The sequence below is a fragment of the Congregibacter sp. genome (assembly GCF_045107095.1).
Classification (GTDB): Bacteria; Pseudomonadota; Gammaproteobacteria; order Pseudomonadales; family Halieaceae; genus Congregibacter.
Map to the genome: position 1 here is coordinate 1 of NZ_JBGCFU010000128.1, position 22,155 is coordinate 22,155.

Genomic DNA, 22,155 nt, shown 5'->3' on the forward strand with positions numbered 1-22,155 from the left:
ATGACCTCCGGTGAAATCGCTGGCCCCGGGTTATCTATAGAAATGGTCGTGGTGTCTCCATCCTGATGAGCATCGATGGTAACCGGTCCTTCTTCTGCTGCCGCGCTTCGAGCGTTGTCCAATAAATTCAAAAACACTTGAAGGAGTAGCTGATTATCGCCGCGCACAAGCAACTCGCGATCGGTGTTGTTGGTAAATTCTCCTCGCGGTACATCCATGTCCAGATTCAGTAAGTGCGCGGCCTCATCGATACAGTCCGCCAGGTTGCACGCTACCGAGTCAGCATCCTGCGCGCCGCTACCCGGATGGGATAGCTGCATGAGCGAGTTCACCGTGCGGGAGATACGTTCGGTCTGTTTGAGGATTTCCTGCGTGCCTACATCCAGCTCGGTTGCGTCGGCGTTATCCGCAAGGTTCTGGGCAATGCATGCAATGCCGGTAACGGGATTGCCTATTTCGTGGGCGACGCCTGCGGCAAGGCGGCCAATAGAGGCGAGGCGTTCGTTGTGGAGTAGCTCGTCCTGTAGTCGTTGATAATCGGTGATGTCCTCCACCAAAATTTGGCGACGGCGACCGGGAAGCTGCAATGGGCTGCTGTGCACAATAACCCACCGCTCGCCGCCATTTTCGTCGTATCCCAGAGATTGTTTGATAACTGTGCCGTCGGGATCCACCAGGGCCTCGCTCAGTGCAATTGGCCAGGGACTGGGTAAATTTGCGATGTTCTGCGTGATCGCTTCTTCTGCCGATACACCGCTGAGGCTCGACATTTGCCGATTCCAGCGGAGAACCCGGTTGTCTCCGCCCACAACACAAAGCCCTGTAGGCAGCTCCTCAAAGGTCTGTTGGTACTCCCGCCGTTGCCGGTATAAAAGTACGAGCACGATAGGCAGAGCGAGGGCGGGTACAGCAAAATAGATAAGATTCATGAGTTCAGTCGAGGGCAAGGGAGTACTTTTTTGCGGTGCTTTGCTTTAAACGGCGGAGGACCAGCATGCTACGGACTCCAGAGCTAGGGGTAAACCAGCGCTTTTGCTGCTTTGAGGGCCCGGGGATTCCATAGCGATGTTGCCAGTTCCAACAGTTCTTGCGTAGATCCCGCAGGCAATTGTGCGCTGTCCTGATAAAGGAGCTCTAGTGCTTTGCGGAGATTTGCCAGGGCCGCTTTATCGTCAATCGCAGTTGCGCCTGCCTGTTTGCTGAGTTTGACGCCAGATGCGTCGCAGACAATCGGTACGTGGGCATAGCTGGGTTGCGCTGCCTTTAGCTGAGCGAGCAGCTCGAGTTGCGAGAAGGTTTGTGAAAGAAGGTCTTCGCCTCGGACCACGTCTGTGATGCTTTGCCACGCATCATCGACCACTACTGCAAGAGCGTAGGCGTATAGACCATCTTTGCGCCGTAACACCAGATCGTTTGCACTTAGCCCGGGTGCCTGAGGGCCAAGGATTTTGTCGTCAAAGCCCACGTTGCCTAAGAGGCTGACGCGTAGTGCTGTGACATCTTCAGGCGCGGGTGAGCAGCGTTTCAGGCAGTTACCGCCGGGTCCTAAAGTGGCTCTGGTGCAGCAGCAGCGAAATACCTCACCGCATTCGGTTAATCCGTCAAGCGCCTCTGCATAGGCTTCTAAACGTGTGGATTGGTAGAGTTCAGTTTCGTCCCAGTAGAGGCCATGAGCTTCCAGGGACCGGAGGATACTGTCCCCAGCCCCCGGAACTTCCCGGGGAGGGTCTATGTCTTCGATACGCAGTAGCCAGGTACCTGATGAAGCGCGTGCATCCAGATAACTAGCTACAGCGGTGAGTAGCGAGCCCATATGAAGAGGGCCCGTAGGAGAGGGTGCAAAGCGGCCCCGGTACTCAGGCTGCGTAGCCATCAACCGGGACTAGGGAGCGGGCTTAGCCCAGCTCCTGCCTTTCTTTGATTTCGTCGAGGGTTTTGCAATCGATGCAGAGCGACGCCGTGGGGCGAGCTTCTAATCGCTTGATACCGATCTCTACACCGCAGGCATCGCAGAAGCCATAGTCATCCTGCTCGATGCGCTCGATAGTCGAATCAATTTTCTTGATCAGCTTGCGCTCGCGATCGCGTGTTCGCAGTTCAAGGCTGAATTCCTCTTCTTGCGTTGCGCGGTCCGCGGGGTCTGGAAAGTTTGCCGCCTCGTCCTTCATGTGAGTTACGGTGCGATCAACTTCTTCCATGAGTTCCGCTTTCCAGCGCATCAAGATGAGCTTGAAGTGCTCTCGCTGAGGCTCATTCATGTACTCTTCGCCGCGCTTGGGCTTGTACGGCTCAAAGTTACGGAACTCGACGCCGCTACTAGTCTTTTTGCGTGCGCTGGAGCGAGTCGCGGTCTTTTTGGCAGGCGCGGCCTTGGCTTTGCTTGCGGCCTTTTTCTTTGGCGCGGCTGCTTTCTTCTTCGGTGCTGTTTTAGGTGCTGCTTTTGTCGGCATAGTGGTGTTCCAACTATCTTACTCTGGCTGCCCAGCGAGGGATTCTGGCGGGGCGCATTTCGAAGCGCGGAGAAGCTACCAGAATTGCGTGCTACACGCCAGCGAAAATCGCTCTTGACGAATGGCCAATGGCCTGGAGCTAGTCCAGGTAGATTTGTCCGCCGGCCAAGGTAAATGCCACGGGTGTTAATGTTTCGCCCATGCACGGTCCGGCAACGCATTCCCCCGTATGCGCAAGAAACTCTGCCCCGTGGCGCTGACAGCGGATGAGATCACCGCTCCCGTCACTAAGGGAGCCGCCAAGGGGGTCCATGCTCTCGTTGGCATGCGGGCAGTTGTTTTCGAATAGGAAGAGCTCGCCCCGTCGATTGACCAGTATCAGGGATCGCCCCTCGAGCGTTACACTCTGGCTGCTGTTATCCGCTAGGGATAAATTGGGTGAGTCGGGTGAATCCACCTGGGAGTCCTTTAGGTTGTATATTCTTTTGGTCAAGTTTGTGCGAAGCAGTAAGCCATTGGTTTATCAATGAACGCAAGTTCTTAGCTCTGGAGTGCTTTTGAGTCTTTCGGTTTTTCAGCGACAGCTCCTCGGCCTGCATGAGAATGCACTGCAAGCGCGCGGTGGGCATAGGCTGCAGGCGCCCGTTTGGGCCGCTCTGCAGTGTCTAACCGACGCCGCATTTGAAGCTGGTTTCCGGTTGAAGATTGCCAGTGCTTATCGTTCCTACGAACGACAGTTGGCTATCTGGAACGCTAAATTAGCAGGGCAACGTCCTGTTTTTGATGATGATGATCAGGTAGTTGATCTTGCGACGTTGAGCGACGTGGAGTGTATTCGCTGTGTGCTGCGGTTTTCGGCGATGCCGGGAGCCAGCCGTCACCATTGGGGAACTGATCTCGATATCTTTGACGCGGCGGCGGTAGACGATGATTACCGCGTGCAACTGAGCCTTGCGGAGGTAGATGCAGCCGGCCCTTTTGGACCACTACATGAATGGTTGGATGAACGTATTGCTGTGGGTGAGAGCTTCGGTTTTTATCGTCCCTACGATAAGGACCGTGGCGGCGTAGCGGCGGAGCGTTGGCACTTGAGTTACGCGCCGCTTGCAATGCCCTACGAACAGGCAAGTAGTGCAGAGGTGCTCAGACTAGCTTGGTTAGAGTCCGAGTATGGGGGGCTTGGTGCTCGAGAAGTATTGGATTCGCAGCTGGAGTCACTGTTTGAGCGTTTTGTATTGCGAGTGGCTGAGCCACCGGAGAATGCGTTGAAATACCTGCCACCGGCGTAGTCGCCGGCAGCAGATAACGAGAGGCTTAGTCTTTGGCCTGCTCGTGAAGGTCCTTAAAGTGATTCCAGTAGTCGGTCTCGGAAGCGGCGATAACTTTCAGCGCTTCTTCGCGGCCATAGACATGATCAACTTTAATATCGATTTCCTTACCTGGTACTAGCTTGTAGGTAGAAAAATAGTGCTGGAGTCGTTCGATTTTGATCTGCGGGAGGTCAGAAATATCCTGCACGTCGCCCCAGATGTTGTCACCGTCAAGAATCGCAATGATTTTGTCGTCGGCTTCTCCGTCGTCGATCATTTGTATGCCACCGACAACGCGCGCGTTGAGTACGATGTCCGAGCGATTGATATGGCGCTCGGAATACACACAAATATCCAGGGGATCGCCGTCAGCAACCTCGACGCCCGGGCAGCGCTTGGCCACTTCTTCCGCGCAATAGGTGCGAGGAATGAAGCCATACAACGCAGGGGGACTGGAGGTTGTGCGCTGGGGGCGGTCGACCATTAAAAAGCCCGACGCCTTGTCCAGTTCGTACTTGACTACATCGGTAGGCAGCATCTCGATGTAAACCTGTACTACACCATCGTCTGCGCCATCCATTTGTGTATGGAGGCCGTGCCAGGGGTGCCGACGCCAGCGGTTAAATTTTTCGTTGCGATACATAGTGTCTCCTCAATGTTTCACGGCGCGCGTGGATGCGTCGGTGCCGTGGTGAATCTGGTAAAAACATCCAACTTAAAAATCGGGCGCGATTGTAACCGCTACCCGTGGAAATCTGCGAGGCGCTGATGATTTGCGTTTACTGGCGCTACCGCTTTATTGCGCAACCTTGAAGCGTTTGCGCAGTCGCCGGGGCACCAGTTCATTCTTCAGCCGCACGTACTGCGGTAAGCCCTGGCGATAGCTAGGATAGGCTTCTCCTTGAATCAGGGGCTGCAGGTACTCGCGGGCCGCGGGTGTAATGCCAAAGCCATCGCGACTGATGTAGCTTCGCGGCATTTTCTTTTCGACGTTGGCGACTTCCTCGAGAGGTGCTTCTACTATGCGCCAGCTATAACGTTTACCTTTGCCGCGAACGATGCCCGGCATCACTGCATTTTTACCAGCTACGGCCATTTTAACCGCCGCCTCGCCTACGGCGTAAGCTTGGTCGAGGTCCGTCTGAGACGCGATATGCCTCGCGGAGCGCTGAAGATAGTCCGCAACCGCCCAGTGATACTTGTAGTTCAGTTCCTCTTTCACCATCCCCGCCAGTGCAGGTGCTAAGCCACCCAGTTGTGCATGGCCGAAAGCGTCGCGAGTCCCCATGTCACTGATGAAGCTTCCATCGGCGGTTTGCGCTCCCTCGGATGCCACAACAACACAATAGCCAAAACGTTTCACCGATCGATCTACCCGCGCCAGAAACTTCTTCTTATCGAAGGCAATCTCGGGAAACAGAATGACATGTGGCGCATCGCCCTCTTGTTCAGCCGCCAGGCCCGAGGCCGCCGCAATCCAGCCCGCATGACGCCCCATGACTTCCAAAATGAATACCTTCGTAGAGCTTGCGCACATGGACGCGACATCCATTGCTGCTTCTCTTGTGGAGACAGCTACGTACTTGGCAACGGACCCAAAGCCCGGACTGTTGTCTGTGTGCGGAAGATCATTATCAATCGTTTTGGGAACATGAATCGCCTGAAGGGGATAACCCAAAGTCTGGCTCAGTTGCGATACTTTCAAGCAGGTGTCAGCGGAATCTCCGCCCCCGTTGTAAAAAAAGTAGCGGATATCGTGTGCACGGAACACCTCAATCAGACGCTCGTACTCAGCGCGATTCTTCTCAAGAGACTTTAACTTGTGTCGGCAGCTGCCAAAGGCCCCCGAAGGCGTCTGAAGAAGCCCTCTAATCGCTGCCTTGCTCTCCTTGCCGGTATCAATGAGCTCTTCCTGCAGTGCACCAATGATTCCGTTGCGACCCGCGAATACTTTGCCGATGACGTCACGGTGTTCTCTTGCCGTTTCAATAACACCGCAAGCAGAGGCGTTAATTACTGAAGTGACACCCCCTGATTGGGCGTAAAAGGCGTTGGCTTTGCGGCTCACGTTGGCGATCCTCAAGAGGCATGAATACGATGGCAGCATCATACGGGAAGCGGGCGGTGCTGTGCACCGCGTGGGACGGCCGTACTGTGATGCCGTGCTAGAATTTCGCTCTTTTTTCGCGAGGACTGGCTGTGCATCAGCGTCTGCACATTCTCGGCATCTGCGGCACCTTCATGGGGGGCCTGGCTTTGATCGCCCGGGAGTTAGGTTGGGAGGTGAGCGGCTGCGACGCTAACGTCTACCCGCCTATGAGCGATCAGCTTGCCGCTGCGGGTATTACCTTACACGAGGGCTTTGATCCCGAGCATCTCCCCGAGGACGCGTTGATCGTTGTGGGCAACGCGCTATCGCGGGGAAACCCCGCCGTTGAGGCGGTGCTGTCTCGCGGCATGAAGTATCAGTCGGGGCCTCAATGGCTGGCCGAAGCCGTGCTTGCAGATCGTTGGGTGCTGGCCGTTTCCGGGACCCACGGTAAGACGACGGCGAGCAGTATGTTGGCCTGGCTTCTCGAAGATGCGGGCCTGGCGCCTGGATTTCTTATTGGGGGAGTGCCGCTGAATTTTGGCGTGTCGGCCCGCTTGGGCGGCGGCAGCTTTTTTGTGATTGAGGCTGACGAGTACGACACGGCGTTTTTCGATAAGCGCTCTAAGTTTGTGCACTACCGGCCACGCACGCTGATCGTGAACAATCTTGAGTTCGACCACGCCGATATATTTCCCGATTTGGCTGCGATTCAGCGTCAGTTTCATCATCTTATCCGCTGCGTTCCTGGAAACGGCCAAGTGTTTACGCCCGCAGGAGTGCCGGCAATCGAGGAAATGTTAGAGCTGGGTTGCTGGACGCCTAGAGAAACTCTTGCGGTGAATCATGTCTCGGCGGATTGGCAGGCCTCTCTCGATGATGCGGGAGGCACTACCTGGACCCTGGATGCTCCCGGGAGCGAGAAGCTGACTGTTAGCTGGGGGCAGAGGGGCGGCCACAACGTCTCCAATGCCCTGGGTGCCTGCGCTGCAGCGCGCCATGTGGGCGTGACGCCGGCGCATTCCGTTGACGCGCTAGCGCGTTTTAAGGGGGTTCGTAGGCGACTGGAGCTGCGAGGTGAGGTCAATGGAGTTCGTGTCTACGATGATTTTGCTCACCACCCCACCGCCATAGCCGCTACGCTGGAGGCCATGCAAGGCGCCGCAGGGCGCAAACGAGTAGTGGCAGTTATCGAACCGCGATCCAATACCATGCGTATGGGAGAGCATCGAGCTGCCCTTGCACCATCCACGGCAAAAGCTGATGCGGTGTTTTGGTATCAACCGAGAACGCTGGGCTGGTCCCTCGATGATGTGCTTGAGAGTAGTGAAGTACCCGCCACCATCAATGAGGACATCGATGAGCTTGTTAAATGTATCGTCGATGAAACTTTGCCGGGCGATGATGTCGTAGTAATGAGTAATGGTGCCTTTGGAGGCATTCACCAGCGTCTGTTGTCCGCATTGGCGCAGAATCAGCCGTAAGAACACCGGGAGTAAATCTATGTTGGCCTTTTATGAGCAGTTAGTGCTGCGGCGACCCTTTGCCGTACTCGGCCTGCTCTCGGTATTGCTGCTGCTCGCATTGCTGCAGTTTCCAAAAATTCGTATTGACGCGTCGGCCGATTCCCTGCTGCTTCAGGGTGATCCCGCGCTGGAATACTTTAGAGAGGTTGGTCGTCGCTACAGCAGTGAGGACTTCATCGTTATAACCTGGCGACCGAAGGCGCCTCTGCTGTCAGATCAGTCTTTGCAGCCACTGTCCGCCATGGCAGAGGAGCTTCGTGTGCTGCCCGGCGTGTCCTCGGTGGTTACCGTGATGGATGTGCCCCTGCTGCAAAGTCCGCCTGTGGGTCTCTCGCAGGTGACTTCCGGTGACCCGTTACCGTCTCTTAAAGACCCGAATATTGATCGAGAGCAGGCACTTAAAGAATTCACCCAAAGTCCGTTGTATAGCAACTTGCTGGTGGGCGAGCAGGGTGATGTCACAGCCATTCAGGTGAATCTGGTGCGTGCTGACGGTGATGGTGATCTTTTGCGGGAGCGGGACGAGCTTCGCCTTGCTGAGCGTTCCGGGGATTTTGATGCATCCGCCGCGGCGCGTCTGGCTGAAGTCGAACAGGAAGTGAAGCGCCGCAGCGCCGAGCAGTTGGGGCAGCAGAGTGATCTAGTGGCAGGCGTTCGCGGAGTGGTGGACGGCTATCGCGATCACGCCGGCATTTTTGTCGGTGGTGTGCCCATGATCGCTGCCGACATGGTGAGCTTTGTCCGTAGCGATCTCGTGCTTTTTGGTAGCGCGATTCTCGCTGTCATGGTGTTGGTGTTGGCACTTATTTTTCGGCGTCTTAAGTGGGTGGTCATTCCTTTGTTGAGCTGCTCCCTTGGTGTGGCTTACACCCTTGGGATACTGGGCTTTCTCGATTGGCGGATGACGGTGATTTCCTCGAACGTGGTTGCCGTGCTGCTCATCGTCGGCCTCGCTATCGCTATTCATCTGGTGGTGCGCTACCGCGAGCTTCATCAAGAACAGCCGGATGCCCCGACCTTTGATCGGGTGCGCGACACTATGCGTCTCATGGCGGTCCCTTGCGTGTATACCGGCGTCACCACGATGGTCGCCTTTGTGTCCCTCGTGGTCTCAGGAATTCAGCCAGTGATCGATTTTGGGTGGATGATGACGCTGGGAATATGCGTAGCCTTGATGGTGTCTTTCAGTCTGGTGCCAGCGTTGATGCTCTTGTGGCCAATGGATAGAGAGCCTGTCTCCGCGGAGGAAGGCGCGCCCTTTACCATGCGTTTTGCGTCGATTGCCGATCATCATGGATCGCTGGTGCTGTGGGGAAGTTTAGCTCTTAGTGTGTTCGTTGTAGTGGGTGTGCTGCGACTCCAGGTCGAAAACCGCTTTATCGATTACTTCAAGGAAACCACCGAGATCTATCAGGGCATGGAGCTTCTCGACGCTCGCTTGGGCGGTACCATTCCCCTGGACATTGTGATCGCCGCGCCCGATAGTTCCGCGCCGCTACCTGGATTGGAGAGTTCCTCGAATACAGCGGTCACTCCGCTGGCAGAGGATGACCCGTTTGCCGAAGAATTCGAGGATCCCTTTGGGAGTGAGACAAAAGCTTCGTTCGCCGAAACTGACGAATTCGCTGATGATGGTTTTGGGGATAATCCTTTCACTGGTGATGCCTTTGCCGACGATGCCTTTGCGGATGGCGATGATTTCTTTGAGTCCGACGGAGATGCCTTCGCGGGCAGCTCCAGTGATCAAAATGTGGACCCCGGATTCTGGTTTAGTTTAGAGGGAATGCGTCTTATCGATCGCTTGCAGGGAATCGTCGACGGGTACGCCGAAACTGGAAAGACCCAGTCACTGTCCACTACCTTCGAATTGTTTCGCCAGCTCCTCGGCGATGATATGGGAAGTGTAGAGCTCGCTCTTGCTCGCAACGCGCTTTCCGAGGATATCTCCCGTCAACTGGTGGCGCCTTATTTCAACGCCGAGCGGGATGAGGCGAGAATTACGGTGCGAGTTAAGGAGACCAGTGAGGATTTGCGCCGCGCCGCGTTCCTTCGAGACTTGAATCTCGCGCTACAAACCGAAGGCGGTCTTGACGAAGGGCAAGCCCGGTTCACGGGAATGCTGGTGATGTACAACAACGTACTGCAAAGCCTTTTTGCCTCCCAGATACTCACTCTGGGGGCTGTATTTGCAGTGATCCTGCTGATGTTCTGGATTCTGTTTCGTTCCTTTTCGCTGGCGCTTATTGCTCTGGCGCCTAACCTGCTAGCTGCTGGAATGGTGCTGGGTATCATGGGTTTTGCGGGAATCCCCCTGGATATTATGACCATTACCATCGCGGCTATCGTGGTGGGTATTGGAGTGGATAACTGCATTCACTACGTGCATCGTTTTAAACGGGAGTTTCCCGCAGACCGCAATTACCTGGCGTCCATGTATCGCTGTCACGGAAGTATTGGGCGGGCGATGTACTACACCACGTTGACGCTGGTTGTGGGGTTCAGCACGCTGACCTTGTCGAACTTCAACCCTAGTTTGTACTTTGGCGTACTCACAGTTATCGCTATGAGCGCCGCTGTGGTGGGAGCTTTGCTGTTGCTTCCTAGATTGATTCTGCTGTTTAAACCTCTGGGTGCTGAGCAATGACCGAGCTGGCATTTTTTCCTCTGTCTGCAGCGCTGGTGCCCTATGGGCGGATGCCGTTGCAGATATTCGAGCAGCGGTATCTCGAGTTAGTGAAGTCCTCTATGCGAAGCGGAGAGCCCTTTGGCATGGTGCGTATTGAGCGAGGAGGCGAGGTTGGCTCTGCACGCCTGCCGGAGCTTGCAGACATCGGCACTCTTGCTTCAATCGTAGACTGGGATCAGTTGGATAATGGCTTGCTGGGAGTCACTGTTGAGGGTGGGCAGCGCTTTCGGCCTCTCGAATTCTGGCGAGAGGAAAGCGGCTTGATCCGCGGGCAAGTGGAGTTATTGCCCCCGCTTGAGCCTGCGGCAATGATCGATGCCTGGGAGCCCATGCGAACGGTCCTCCAGGGTCTGGAGGCTCACCCCCATGTTCAGCGTATCGGCATGCCTGTGGATATGAGCGACGCCTGGCAGGTCGCCTACAGTCTTGTGCAGCTGTTGCCCTTGGAGGAAGAACTCAAAGTTGAGCTTCTGTCGCTGATGGCTATTGAAGAGCTCATGCGTGAGCTTGACTTACTGCTCAATGCCCTCAGTGGTGAGAGCCAATGAGAAGGCGAGACGGCTCTGCGCTTAATCGGCTGCGGATGCGTTGCTGGGTGCCCAGCCGCCGAGCATTTGCCATCGGTTAACGATGCCGCAAAACAGTTCCGCCGTGCGCTCAGCGTCATAGGCCGCAGAGTGGGCCTGCTCGTTATCAAAAGGAATTCCCGCTTCAAAGCAGCTCTTCGCCAACACTGTCTGGCCGTAGGCCAGGCCTGATAAGGTCGCGGTGTCAAAATGAGAGAAGGGATGAAAGGGATTTCGCTTGATTTCGCAGCGCTCTACCGCCGCATTTAAGAAGCCAGCGTCGAAGTGTGCGTTGTGTCCTACAAGGATTGCCCGGGTGCATTCCTGATCGCGTATTTCCCGTCTAACGATCTGAAAGAGCTCTCCCAGCGCATCTTTTTCTGAGTGCGCTTCTCGGAACGGGTGCCAGGGATCAATGCCTGTAAAATCCAAAGCAGACTGCTCGATATTGGCTCCCTCGAAGGGTGCGACGTTAAAACTGTGGGTCTCGTGCACGGCAATATGTCCGGCATCGTCCATGCGCACGATAGTCGCCGCCAGCTCCAAAACCGCATCGGTAGATGAGGAGAATCCACCGGTCTCCATATCCACTATCACGGGTAGAAAGCCCCGGAAACGTGATCTCATGGTCATGACTCAGGAGGCTCCCGCATCGACAACTTGCCAGCGAAGGGTTTCACCCGCGCGCAGCGGTACTAACTCGCTGTCGCCCAAAGGAATCGTTTCAGGCACGGTCCAGTCGACGCGTCGCAGCTGAACAGTGTCGCTGTTACGCGGACGTGCGTAGAAGTCTGGTCCGCGAAGGGACGCGAAATCCTCGAGACGATCAAGCGCAGTCATCTCCTCGAACACCTCTGCGTACAGTTCCAGAGACGCATGCGCGGTGTAGACACCGGCGCAACCGCAAGCGTTCTCTTTGGCGTGCTGCTCGTGAGGGGCCGAATCCGTTCCGATAAAGAAGCTTCTGTCTTCCCCTGTCGCGGCGCCACGGAGGGCTTCCTGATGCTGTCGTCGCTTCAGGATCGGCAGGCAGTAGTAGTGGGGCTTGATACCGCCGACCAGCATATCGTTGCGATTGAGGAGCAGGTGGTGAGCGGTGATCGTTGCTGCGACTCTTGGGCCAGCGCCTCTTACAAAGTCTACCGCGTCGCTCGTGGTGATGTGCTCTAGTACGACCCGGAGCTTGGGAAAACGATCGACGATGGGTGCCAGATGCTCAGCAATGAATGCCGCCTCGCGGTCAAAAATATCGACGTCGTGATCTGTGACTTCGCCGTGAACAAGTAATGGTAAGTCCACTTCTTCCATCGTGGCGAGGACTGGATAGAGAGCTTCGAGAGAGTTAACACCAGCGTCAGAGTTGGTAGTGGCGCCCGCGGGATAGAGTTTTACTGCTGCCAGCCAATCTATCTCTGCTGCCTCGCGAATATCGGCCTCGCTGGTAGCATCGGTTAGATACAAGGTCATTAGGGGGTCAAATTGTCGGGCCGTAGACTGCATGCTGCGAAGTATCCGCTGTCGGTACTCGGCAGCCAGACGGGCGTTTGTGACCGGGGGCACGAGGTTGGGCATGACAATGACCCGACCCATGTACCGCGCCATGTCCGCCGAGGTTTGGGTTAACGCGGATCCATCTCGGAGGTGGCTGTGCCAGTCGTCGGGGCGAATAAGGGTCAGGGTGTCCAAGGGGCTGAGCCGTGCAAGAGAGAAGAAGTGATGCTACCGCAAAGGTGCCGATGACAACACTGCGGAATCGGCTTATTCGTGCATGCAGGTGCTTGCAGCGGTAAACTTCCGCTCTTTTGCGCTTTGGGGAACAGCATGGCGGACGTCAATAAGGTGGTTTTAGCGTACTCGGGGGGGCTGGATACCTCGGTAATCGTGCGCTGGCTGCAAGATCACTACGATTGTGAAGTGGTGACTTTTACTGCTGACATAGGGCAGGGCGAAGAAGTGGAGCCTGCGCGGGCCAAAGCTGAAGCTCTTGGCGTCAAAGAAATCTACATTGAGGATCTTCGCGAAGAGTTTGTCCGCGACTATGTCTATCCCATGTTCAGGGCGAATACCATTTACGAAGGTGAATACCTGCTGGGGACGTCGATTGCGCGGCCCCTCATCGCCAAGCGACTCGTTGACATCGCGACGGAGACCGGCGCAGACGCGATATCCCACGGCGCGACGGGCAAAGGTAACGATCAGGTGCGGTTTGAGCTGGGTGCCTATGCGCTAAAGCCGGGTATTCAGGTTATCGCCCCCTGGAGGGAGTGGGACCTCAGCTCCCGAGAGTCACTCATGGCGTACTGTCGTGAGCGTGACATTCCCGTGGATTTTGCTGCAGCCGGTAAAAAATCGCCGTATTCCATGGACGCGAATCTGCTGCACATTTCTTACGAGGGCGGCATTCTTGAGGACCCCTGGGCCGAAGCTGAAGACTCAATGTGGCGCTGGAGTGTGAGCCCTGAAGAGGCACCAGATACGCCGACCTATATCGAGCTCGAGTTTCGCGGCGGCGATATTGTCGCCATCGACGGCACCGCGATGTCTCCCGCGACGGTGCTCGCAGAATTGAATCGTATTGGCGGTGCCAATGGCGTTGGGCGCCTTGATATTGTCGAAAACCGTTATGTGGGCATGAAATCCCGGGGCTGCTATGAGACTCCAGGCGGAACGATAATGCTCAAAGCTCACCGCGCCATTGAGTCTCTCACCCTTGATCGCGAAGTGGCGCACTTGAAGGATGAGTTAATGCCGCGCTACGCGAACCTCATTTATAACGGTTACTGGTGGTCGCCAGAGCGCCAAATGCTGCAGGCGGCGATAGATCAGTCTCAAAGCGTGGTGAATGGCGCGGTTCGTTTGAAGCTGTACAAAGGTAGTGTGTCCGCGGTGGGGCGTAGCTCTGACGACAGTTTGTTTGACGAAAGCATTGCGACCTTCGAAGATGATGCTGGCGCCTATGATCAGGCGGACGCAGAAGGCTTTATCAAACTTAATGCGCTGCGTTTGAGAATTGCGGCGGGTCGGGGTCGCAGTGCACGCTAGCGTAAGACAATAGCCAATGATGATTATTGGCTCGATTACACGTCACAGGCAGTAGTTTATGAACGATATTCTTGATGTAGTGATTATTGGTGCGGGACTCTCCGGGGTTGGCGCTGCCTGTCATTTGAAGCGTAATTGCCCTGACCGAAAAATTGCTCTTCTCGAGGCTCGAGAGCGCAGCGGAGGCACTTGGGATTTGTTTCGCTATCCGGGCATTCGTTCGGACAGCGATATGCATACCCTGGGTTACAGCTTCAAACCATGGGAAGCATCGAAAGCGATCGCCGATGGCCCATCGATCCTGAAGTACGTGCGTGAAACCGCCAAAGAATACGGTGTTGAATCCCTCATTCGGTACCAGCAGAAGGTGAAGCAGGCCAATTGGAACAGTGAGCAGCAGTGCTGGGAGCTGACTATCGAAGATGGCGCCGGCGGGACCGAGCAAAGCCTGAAAACGCGGTTCCTGCATCTTTGCGCCGGCTACTATAACTACAGCCAAGGACATCAGCCTGAGTTTCCGGGTCGAGAAGCTTTCCAGGGCGAGTTTGTGCATCCACAATTCTGGCCTGAAGATCTCAACTATGAAAACAAGCGCGTGCTGATTATCGGCTCTGGCGCTACGGCTATGACTTTAGTCCCCTCCATGGCCGACAAGGCAGCGGAAGTGGTGATGCTCCAGCGTTCGCCGACCTGGGTCGTGTCGCGACCCTCCACTGACCGAATCGCAAATTTTCTCCGAGCGGTGTTGCCTAAAGAGTGGGCTTACAATCTTACACGCTGGAAAAACACCCGCATGCAGCACTGGCTGTATGAGAAGACGCGCAAGAAGCCTGAGAAGGTACGCCAGATGCTTCTTGACCAGACGCGAAAAGAATTGGGCGATGCGGGAGACATGGCGGATTTCACGCCCGAGTACAATCCTTGGGATCAGCGTCTTTGCCTGGTGCCCGATAGCGATCTGTTTGGCGCGATCCACAGCGGTAAAGCGCGGGTGGTAACAAATCAGATTGATACACTCACAGCCGAAGGCGTGCGGCTGGTCGACGGAACTGAGATTGCGGCGGACATCATCGTATCGGCGACGGGCCTTGAGCTCGAACTCATGGGAGGCATTGACCTTCAGGTTGATGGAGAGGACTTTGATATCCCTTCCAGCTGGTCTTACCGAGGCATGATGTGTACTGGCCTGCCCAATTTGGTGTCGGTGTTTGGCTACATCAACGCGTCCTGGACGCTCCGTGCAGATATCGTATCCCAGTGGATGTGCGGTTTGCTCGCGCATATGGACAGCACGGGAGAAACCGTAGTCACCGCTGCTGTGGAGGAAGACCTTCCTACCATGGAGCCGCGACCATGGGTTGATGACTTTTCTGCAGGCTATATGCAGCGAGTTATGCACTTGTTTCCAAAACAAGGTGACCGGAACCCCTGGGTGAACTCGCAAAACTACCTGCGTGAGAAGCGAGAGTTTGAGGAGATGAGCTTTACCGAGGCGGCTCTCAAGTATGAATCGCCGCGAAAAACCGAGTCTGATACACAGCGCGCCGCGTAGAAGTTTTTAGCCTCCCGGCTCTTGCCGGGTATTTCATCGATAAAATCGAACGAGTAGAGCGATAAATATCGTTTTCTCGATTAACGATTCTTCGTTAATATTCAGCTCCCGCATTTCGATGGGCGGTGGTTTTTAGTGATATCGCCGAACCAGCGATACTTTAAGTAGATTGACTTTAGGAGATCTTAGACGTGACTACACAGGTACCAGAAGCAACTTTTAAAACACGCGTACGGGACGAGTCTGTAGGCGGTGATAACCCTTTCCGATGGGAAGAGAAGACAACAGCCGACATTTTTGGCGGCAAAAAAGTAGTGGTTTTCTCACTTCCAGGTGCGTTTACCCCGACCTGTTCTTCCAATCACCTTCCACGCTACGAAGAGCTCTATGAAGAGTTCAAGGCGCAGGGCGTTGACGAGATCATCTGTGTTTCAGTGAACGACGCTTTCGTTATGTTTAAGTGGGGCCAGGAGCAGGGCAACAAAAACATCTTCTTGCTGCCTGACGGCAACGGCGAGTTCACTCGTAAGATGGGTATGCTCGTAGACAAGTCGAACATCGGCTTTGGCATGCGTTCATGGCGCTACTCCATGCTCGTTAATGACGGCACCATTGAGAAGCTTTTCTCAGAAGCTGGCTACTGCGATAACGGTGAGACTGATCCGTTTGAAGTATCCGATGCCGACACTATGCTCGCTTACCTGAAAGGTACTGAGTCTGAAGGTGTTTCTGAGCCACGCAAAGCGTTTGTAGGCTAAGCAATACAGCTAGGGTCGCTTGTTAGTGCAATTTACAAGTAGCACTTTTAGCTAATCGTTAGCCACAGTGGCTCCGGCTGAGGAAACTCAGCCATGAAAAACCCGCTTTCATCTGTGAGAGCGGGTTTTTTTTGTCTCAACCATGGCATTCTTGTTTTTCTACTATCGTTGAGGATGTTCGAAATGTCGTGGCCTGATCCCGTTGCCCTCGAAGGAGAATTTGCGAGCCTGGTTCCACTACAACTGGAGCATGCCGAGGCGTTGGCGGTCGCCAGCGACGATGGTGAGGTTTGGCGGGCGTGGTATACGAATGTCCCGGCACCGAGAGATATGCAGGCGGAGATAGAGCGGCGTCTGGGCGAGCAACAAGCATCACGCATGCTGCCTTTTACGGTGCTCGATGCAAGCGGGACTCCAGCGGGTATGACGACCTATATGAACATTGATGCGACATCACCGCGTGTAGAGATCGGTTCAACCTGGTACGCAAAGCGCGTGCAGCGAACTCCGCTGAATACTCAGTGCAAGCGCCTCTTGCTTGGGCACGCTTTTGAATCTCTCGGTTGTATCGCCGTGGAATTTCGAACGTCCTCTTTCAACCGTGCCAGCAGACGGGCTATCGAGCGCATTGGCGCAAAGGCCGACGGTGTTCTGCGCAACCACAGTCATCACCGTAACGGAACGCTCAGAGATACCTGCGTGTATTCGATTTTGGAGAGTGAGTGGCCGGGTGTGAAGGTGCAGTTGGATTCCATGCTGGGGCTAAACGCGCCGCCAAGATGAGCTGATTAATGAACGATTTGTTTTCGTTGGAGGATAAAGAGCAATTAGATCTGCCGGGCGGCGAGTTGGTACTTTATCGGACCCCTGATCTTGGTTCGGATTACGCGACGCTTTTTGAGAGTATTCGCCGCGAAGTCGCTTGGCGGGAAGAGCCGATTCAGCTGTTCGGCAAGCGGTACATGCAGCCCCGTCTTTTGGCTTGGCACGCTGATGAGGGAGTGACGTACAAGTATTCGGGGATTCGACACGATGGTTTGCCCTGGACTCCGCGGCTGAGCTCTCTTCGCAAAAGAATAGAGGTGCTCTGTGACGCCAAGTTCAACAGTGTGCTGGCCAACCTCTATCGCGATCACCGCGACAGCATGGGCCTGCATGCGGATGACGAGCCTGAGTTGGGGCCACAACCGGTCATTGCTTCTTTGAGTTTGGGCGAGGAACGCGTGTTCAGGTTGAAGCACCGATTCGATAAAACGCTTAAGCCCCTGCGGTTACCTCTTCCGTCGGGCACATTACTGATCATGCGAGGGGAGACTCAGGCCAATTGGCGGCATGAAGTACCCAAGCAGAGCAAACCTTGCGGTCCCAGGATCAATCTAACTTTTCGTTATGTGCATGCACCCAGCGCCTAGTTTTACTGAGCTGTATGGACGGCGTGAGAACGCTTTCAAGAACCTGTCATATCCTCACGGTATACTCTGCATATGACTATTCCTGATCAATGCGCCGGCGAAACAACCGGCGGCAATGAAATGACCCTCGCACGTATTTCTCGAGCTTCAGTGCGGCCTGTGCAAACCCTCGATCTCCTAAGTCAACGGGAAATGGATAGTTTGGCTAACGCCGATGCGAAGCTCCATGAACTGTTTCGCCGCTGTGCGCTGGCTATTCTTAACACCGATGGTTACGTCGACGATGCTCGTAAAGTCTATGAGGCCTATGCGGACTTTGATTTGCGAGTTATTCCCGAGCCTCGAGGTTTAAAGCTGGAGTTGTTCAATGCGCCGGGCGAGGCCTTTGTTGATGGCAAAATGATTGAGGGTATTCGTCATCACCTGTTTTCCGCACTAAGAGATGTTGTATACACCGAACACAAGTTAGCGGAGCAGCAAACCTTCGACCTAAGCAGCTCCGAGGGCATCACCGATGCCGTGTTCCGGATTCTGCGAAATGCCAATGTCGTGCGCAGTAATGTTCAGCCCCGGTTGGTGGTGTGCTGGGGTGGCCACTCGATTTCTCGTGTCGAGTACGATTATTCGAAGACTGTAGGTTACTCCCTGGGGCTTCGAGGCTTTGATATTTGCACTGGCTGTGGCCCCGGCGCGATGAAGGGCCCCATGAAGGGCGCGGCTATTGCTCACGCCAAGCAGCTCAATAGCGAGACTCGCTACGTCGGCTTGTCCGAGCCCGGCATTATTGCAGCGGAGTCGCCTAACGCGATCGTGAATGAGCTGGTAATACTGCCCGACATTGAAAAACGCCTGGAGGCTTTTGTTCGAGTGGCCCACGGTATTTTGGTGTTTCCCGGAGGCGTGGGTACTGCGGAAGAGATCATGTTTTTGCTGGGGATTAAAATGCACCCGGCGAATGCGCACATCGAACTGCCGCTGATTTTTACCGGGCCCACAGAAAGCGCTGCTTACTTTGAACAGATCGATAGGTTTTTGAAGGACTGTCTTGGAGACGATGTGGATCGGCACTACACCATCATCAATGGTGACCCGGCTGCGGTGGCACGTACGATGAAGAGCTCTATCAAGGGCCTCCGTCGCCAACGGATAGAGCAAAACGAGTCGTTCAGTTATAGCTGGACAATGCATATTCCCGAAGAGCTGCAACAACCGTTTTTGCCCACGCACGACAATATGGCGGGCCTGGCTCTGCATCGAGATCAGCCGGCGCATCAGTTGGTTGCGAATTTGCGGCGTGCGTTCTCGGGCATTGTCGCCGGGAACGTAAAGGATTTCGGTGTGAGAGCCGTTGAGGCTCATGGGCCGTATCAACTTCATGGAGCGGGTGAGGTCGTCGCTGGCCTCGCTGATCTGCTGGAAGGCTTTGTTCGCGACGGTCGCATGAAGATCGATCCGGCGACTTACCGTCCTTGTTTTGAGGTGGCGGGGCAGCCTGAAAGCACCAAATAGCTCACGGCACCTAACAGAGACTTAGAGATAACAATTGATAAGGAAAACCAAATGAAACTCCTGATTAATACAGCGCTGACGGTTCTAGCATTGCTGTTGCTATCACCGGCTCAAGCACAGCTACCCTTCACGGTTACTGAAGTGAGCCAGTTCGACGAGCCTTGGTCGGTCGCAGAAATGCCCGACGGCCAGCTGCTGGTAACGGAAACAAAGGGCAATCTTATTATCGTAGATGATAAGGGTGAGCAGTCCCGCCCCGTGGCCGGTGTGCCAGATATTGCTTTTGGAGGGCAGGGCGGACTCGGTGATGTCGTTCTTCATCCGGATTTTGCCGAGAACGGTATTGTGTACTTAAGTTATGCAGAAGCGGGTGTCGGTGACACTCGCGGTGCAGCGGTGGCCCGTGGAGTACTGGATGCTTCCGGACGACGACCCTCGCTAAGCGATGTTGAGGTGATCTGGCGTCAGTATCCCAAGCTCTCGGGTTATGGGCATTACGGGCACCGCATGCTATTTGATGATGAAGGCTATCTTTGGATTACCTCAGGTGATCGCCAGAAGTTCACGACGGCTCAGGACATGCAATCCAACTCCGGTAAGGTGCTTCGTCTTAACGACGATGGATCGGTACCCGATGACAATCCCTTTGTCGATTACTACTCCGAGAACCCCCGCGTGGGTCGGGGCGGCGTTTACCCCGAAATCTGGTCTTTAGGACATCGCAATGTTCTGGGCCTTGCTCTGGGACTGGACGGTCGCCTTTGGGAAATTGAAATGGGCCCCGCTGGTGGTGACGAGCTGAACCTGATTGAGCGCGGCGCTAACTACGGTTATCCAGAAGTTTCTAACGGTGACCATTACGATGGTCGCGAAATGCCTGATCACGACACACGACCCGAATTCAACAAGCCGGCCCTCTGGTGGACGCCGGTGATTTCTCCGGGAGATATGCTGATCTATCGTGGGGATGCGTTTGCTGATTGGAAGGGCAGCGCACTTATCGCTGGCCTCTCTTCTCGCGCAATCGTTCGCGTTGAACTAGGTGATGATGGTTCGGCGACAGAAGTTGAGCGCTTTGACATGGGGGCGCGCATTCGCAGCGTTCAAGAGTCTGCTGATGGCAGTATCTGGGTGCTTGAAGACGACTACGGTGATAGCAATGGACGCCTGCTTCGTTTGACGCCGAAGTCCTGATAATCCTCAGTCGAAACCCGCCGGTGGTACTCACACGTAACTTGTTAATCGAGACGCTCTTATGCCTGTAGAAGTTCAAGTGCTCGCCTACGCTGCTTTGCTTCAGTATGCGCAGTTCCTATTGATGGCAGTGCCTCTAAACATTCAGTTGGGCGTGGAGTACACCGGTGGACCTCGAGATGAGGCTCAGGAAGCACGGGGGATCCCCGGGCGTCTTAAGCGCGCAATGGACAATCACTTTGAGGGATTGATTCTCTTTACTATTGCCGTAGCGGTGGTCGTGCTTGGCGACGCAGGAACAGCCTTAACGGCCAAGGCAGCCTGGACTTATCTTGGTGCGCGGATTCTTTATGTGCCGGCTTACGCCTCGGGTGTTCCTCTGCTGCGATCAGCGATTTGGTTTGTGGGTTTTGCAGCTACTCTGGTGATGTTGTTAGCGGCGGTACTCTAATGAGAATAATGAATCGATTCTTTGCGTCCGCACTGCTGCTGGCAAGCTTTTCCACGTACGCTGACACAGAGCTTCGCTCTGGTTTTATCGAGGTCGAAGGCGGTCCGCTTTGGTATGAAATAGCCAGCGGAGAATCTATTGATGGTGATGCTGCTCCTTTGGTGACGCTGCACGGCGGCCCTGGCGGCACTTCTTGTGGCTTGCAGTTGTTGTATCCCCTTTCCGATGAACGCGCTGTTATTCGTTACGACCAATTGGGAACCGGCCGGTCGGGTCGGCCGCGAGATTCCAAGCTTTGGAATAGAGATCGATTTGTAGAAGCTTTGCACACCCTACGCGGGGAGTTGGGCCTGAAGCGGATGCATCTTCAGGGGCATAGTTGGGGCGGGGCCCTGGCCGCTTATTATGTTCTGGAAAAAGGTACCGAGGGTATTGTTTCGTTGACACTGTCCTCACCGCTAATTAGCACGCCGCTGTGGATTCGCGATGCCAACGCGCTGCGCGCCACGCTGGACCCCGAGGTGCAGGCGGTACTGGACAAGCACGAAGTCGAAGGGTCTACGGATCATGAGGACTATGAGAAGGCGACCGCAGTCTTTTATGAGCAATTTGTGAGGCGCGGTGATGCTCAGGAAGAAGTCGATTGCCCTGGCGCACCGTGGAACTCAGTGATCTATAACCAGATGTGGGGCCCTACAGAGTTTTATGCCACGGGAAGTCTGCAGGACTTCGATTTAACGTCTCGCCTTGCCGAGATTGATGTCCCCACGCTGTTTGTCACCGGAGAGTTTGACGAGGCACGACCAGATACCGTGAAGAGTTTTGCGAAAGCCGTTCCCGGTTCGCGTTTTGAGGTCATTCCGGGAGTAGGGCACGCATCGATCAGCCGTGAGCCGCAGCTCTATCGCGATCTGCTGCGGGAGTTCATGCGTGAGGCTGAGGCTCCTTAATCCGTTTGGCGCGCTAGATGGGCCTAGTTCACTCAATGAAAATCCCGCGACTTAAGCCCCAGGTTCCCCAGCGCATCACTGTGATCAAACAATGCTCCTGCGACGATATGCGTGACGCCATCGCGTTTTTGTAGAGTGCCTTTAACAAGCAGTAATCGCCCTTTCATGAGCGCCTCACGAAAGTTCTGCTGCACCTTCGGCCAGACCACTACGTTGTTATTGCCGGTTTCGTCTTCCAGGGTGAGAAAGAGTACGCCAGAGGCGGTACCCGGGCGCTGGCGACAGGTTACGAGCCCTGCGATGCGTACAAAGCGGCCGTCATCCATAGCTTGCAGGTCACGTTGATTTTTACATCGGTTAAACGGCGTCTGACTGCGAAGTAAAGCAAGAGGGTGTGCCCGAAGCGTGACTCCCGTGCTTCGATAATCAGCAATGACGGATTCAGCCACCGCTGGCTCTGGCAAACTCACCTCGTCGTTCAGGGTGGTGCCGGCCGAGTATTGCTCATGTTGCAAAAGCGGTCGCTCGGGCTCCAGTGCCATAACCTGCCAGCGAGCCTGGTGGCGGTGGCCGCTCAGGCTGGAAAGCGCATCAGCATCCACCAGCGCCTCCATATCTTTACGATTCAACGCAGCCCGTTTACGTAAATCTGAAACCTGA

General features: G+C 55.1%; 22 protein-coding genes. 13 read left to right on the forward strand and 9 right to left on the reverse strand.

Going from position 1 to position 22,155, the window contains the following annotated elements; genetic code table 11:
- The 4 genes from AB8B76_RS15260 to AB8B76_RS15275 form a co-directional block, all read right to left on the reverse strand.
- Positions 1 to 929: histidine kinase dimerization/phospho-acceptor domain-containing protein (locus AB8B76_RS15260; protein ID WP_405273734.1), on the reverse strand; the 929-nt coding region annotated here is incomplete at its 3' end.
- An 83-nt stretch (positions 930 to 1,012) separates the two neighbouring features.
- Positions 1,013 to 1,873, reverse strand: a complete 861-nt coding sequence (gluQRS, locus tag AB8B76_RS15265) for a tRNA glutamyl-Q(34) synthetase GluQRS (RefSeq protein WP_405273735.1) — start codon at positions 1,871 to 1,873, stop codon at positions 1,013 to 1,015.
- Positions 1,874 to 1,895: 22 nt separating this feature from the next.
- Positions 1,896 to 2,450 (reverse strand): RNA polymerase-binding protein DksA, encoded by a 555-nt coding sequence (gene dksA / locus AB8B76_RS15270; protein ID WP_405273736.1) that lies wholly within the window; start codon positions 2,448 to 2,450, stop codon positions 1,896 to 1,898.
- A gap of 139 nt (positions 2,451 to 2,589) precedes the next feature.
- Complete coding sequence (locus AB8B76_RS15275; RefSeq protein WP_405273737.1) at positions 2,590 to 2,907, reverse strand: Rieske (2Fe-2S) protein; 318 nt, start codon at positions 2,905 to 2,907, stop codon at positions 2,590 to 2,592.
- 100 nt (positions 2,908 to 3,007) lie between these two features.
- On the opposite strand from AB8B76_RS15275, the gene AB8B76_RS15280 reads away from it, so the two are divergent.
- Positions 3,008 to 3,739, forward strand: a complete 732-nt coding sequence (locus tag AB8B76_RS15280) for a M15 family metallopeptidase (RefSeq protein WP_405273738.1) — start codon at positions 3,008 to 3,010, stop codon at positions 3,737 to 3,739.
- A gap of 25 nt (positions 3,740 to 3,764) precedes the next feature.
- On the opposite strand, the gene AB8B76_RS15285 is transcribed toward AB8B76_RS15280, so the two are convergent.
- Together AB8B76_RS15285 and AB8B76_RS15290 are read right to left on the reverse strand one after the other, a co-directional pair.
- Positions 3,765 to 4,403 (reverse strand): inorganic pyrophosphatase, encoded by a 639-nt coding sequence (locus AB8B76_RS15285; RefSeq protein WP_405273739.1) that lies wholly within the window; start codon positions 4,401 to 4,403, stop codon positions 3,765 to 3,767.
- A 153-nt stretch (positions 4,404 to 4,556) separates the two neighbouring features.
- Positions 4,557 to 5,867 carry a 6-phosphofructokinase gene (locus tag AB8B76_RS15290; RefSeq protein WP_405273755.1) on the reverse strand — a complete coding sequence of 437 codons (1,311 nt, stop codon included), beginning with the start codon at positions 5,865 to 5,867 and terminating at the stop codon, positions 4,557 to 4,559.
- A 92-nt stretch (positions 5,868 to 5,959) separates the two neighbouring features.
- Between AB8B76_RS15290 and mpl the strand changes: the two genes are divergently transcribed.
- The 3 genes from mpl to AB8B76_RS15305 are packed head-to-tail and all read left to right on the forward strand — an operon-like array spanning position 5,960 to position 10,609.
- A complete protein-coding gene (mpl, locus tag AB8B76_RS15295; protein WP_405273740.1) occupies positions 5,960 to 7,333 on the forward strand; it encodes a UDP-N-acetylmuramate:L-alanyl-gamma-D-glutamyl-meso-diaminopimelate ligase in 1,374 nt (457 codons plus the stop codon).
- Between the two features lie 19 nt (positions 7,334 to 7,352).
- Positions 7,353 to 10,019: an RND family transporter gene (locus AB8B76_RS15300; RefSeq protein ID WP_405273741.1), complete on the forward strand. Its 2,667-nt coding sequence runs from the start codon at positions 7,353 to 7,355 to the stop codon at positions 10,017 to 10,019.
- Positions 10,016 to 10,609, forward strand: a complete 594-nt coding sequence (locus tag AB8B76_RS15305; RefSeq protein WP_405273742.1) for an LON peptidase substrate-binding domain-containing protein — start codon at positions 10,016 to 10,018, stop codon at positions 10,607 to 10,609. The genes AB8B76_RS15300 and AB8B76_RS15305 overlap by 4 nt, the downstream gene beginning before the upstream one ends.
- 21 nt (positions 10,610 to 10,630) lie before the next feature.
- Here the strand turns inward: AB8B76_RS15305 and rnt are convergent, their stop codons facing one another.
- Together rnt and pyrC are read right to left on the reverse strand one after the other, a co-directional pair.
- Entirely contained in the window at positions 10,631 to 11,260 is a 630-nt protein-coding gene (gene rnt / locus AB8B76_RS15310; protein WP_405273743.1) for a ribonuclease T, read from the reverse strand.
- A 3-nt stretch (positions 11,261 to 11,263) separates the two neighbouring features.
- Positions 11,264 to 12,313 (reverse strand): dihydroorotase, encoded by a 1,050-nt coding sequence (gene pyrC / locus AB8B76_RS15315; RefSeq protein WP_405273744.1) that lies wholly within the window; start codon positions 12,311 to 12,313, stop codon positions 11,264 to 11,266.
- A gap of 135 nt (positions 12,314 to 12,448) precedes the next feature.
- Between pyrC and AB8B76_RS15320 the strand changes: the two genes are divergently transcribed.
- The 9 genes from AB8B76_RS15320 to AB8B76_RS15360 all read left to right on the forward strand — a co-directional run bounded on the left by AB8B76_RS15320 (position 12,449) and on the right by AB8B76_RS15360 (position 21,495).
- Complete coding sequence (locus tag AB8B76_RS15320; RefSeq protein ID WP_405273745.1) at positions 12,449 to 13,669, forward strand: argininosuccinate synthase; 1,221 nt, start codon at positions 12,449 to 12,451, stop codon at positions 13,667 to 13,669.
- A 58-nt stretch (positions 13,670 to 13,727) separates the two neighbouring features.
- The gene (locus tag AB8B76_RS15325) at positions 13,728 to 15,221 is read left to right on the forward strand and encodes a flavin-containing monooxygenase (protein WP_405273746.1); all 1,494 of its coding nucleotides are present in this window, start codon (positions 13,728 to 13,730) and stop codon (positions 15,219 to 15,221) included.
- Between the two features lie 191 nt (positions 15,222 to 15,412).
- Positions 15,413 to 15,979 carry a peroxiredoxin gene (locus AB8B76_RS15330; protein WP_405273747.1) on the forward strand — a complete coding sequence of 189 codons (567 nt, stop codon included), beginning with the start codon at positions 15,413 to 15,415 and terminating at the stop codon, positions 15,977 to 15,979.
- Between the two features lie 183 nt (positions 15,980 to 16,162).
- A complete protein-coding gene (locus AB8B76_RS15335) occupies positions 16,163 to 16,762 on the forward strand; it encodes a GNAT family N-acetyltransferase (RefSeq protein WP_405273748.1) in 600 nt (199 codons plus the stop codon).
- Between the two features lie 8 nt (positions 16,763 to 16,770).
- A complete protein-coding gene (locus AB8B76_RS15340; protein WP_405273749.1) occupies positions 16,771 to 17,391 on the forward strand; it encodes an alpha-ketoglutarate-dependent dioxygenase AlkB family protein in 621 nt (206 codons plus the stop codon).
- 72 nt (positions 17,392 to 17,463) lie between these two features.
- The gene (gene ppnN, locus AB8B76_RS15345) at positions 17,464 to 18,900 is read left to right on the forward strand and encodes a nucleotide 5'-monophosphate nucleosidase PpnN (RefSeq protein WP_405273750.1); all 1,437 of its coding nucleotides are present in this window, start codon (positions 17,464 to 17,466) and stop codon (positions 18,898 to 18,900) included.
- A gap of 51 nt (positions 18,901 to 18,951) precedes the next feature.
- Positions 18,952 to 20,094, forward strand: a complete 1,143-nt coding sequence (locus AB8B76_RS15350) for a PQQ-dependent sugar dehydrogenase (RefSeq protein ID WP_405273751.1) — start codon at positions 18,952 to 18,954, stop codon at positions 20,092 to 20,094.
- Between the two features lie 61 nt (positions 20,095 to 20,155).
- Positions 20,156 to 20,545: an MAPEG family protein gene (locus tag AB8B76_RS15355; RefSeq protein ID WP_405273752.1), complete on the forward strand. Its 390-nt coding sequence runs from the start codon at positions 20,156 to 20,158 to the stop codon at positions 20,543 to 20,545.
- Between the two features lie 8 nt (positions 20,546 to 20,553).
- Positions 20,554 to 21,495 (forward strand): proline iminopeptidase-family hydrolase, encoded by a 942-nt coding sequence (locus AB8B76_RS15360; RefSeq protein ID WP_405273753.1) that lies wholly within the window; start codon positions 20,554 to 20,556, stop codon positions 21,493 to 21,495.
- 32 nt (positions 21,496 to 21,527) lie between these two features.
- Here AB8B76_RS15360 and AB8B76_RS15365 read toward each other — a convergent pair.
- The coding region (locus AB8B76_RS15365; RefSeq protein ID WP_405273754.1) for an OB-fold nucleic acid binding domain-containing protein at positions 21,528 to 22,155 on the reverse strand (628 nt) is incomplete at its 5' end.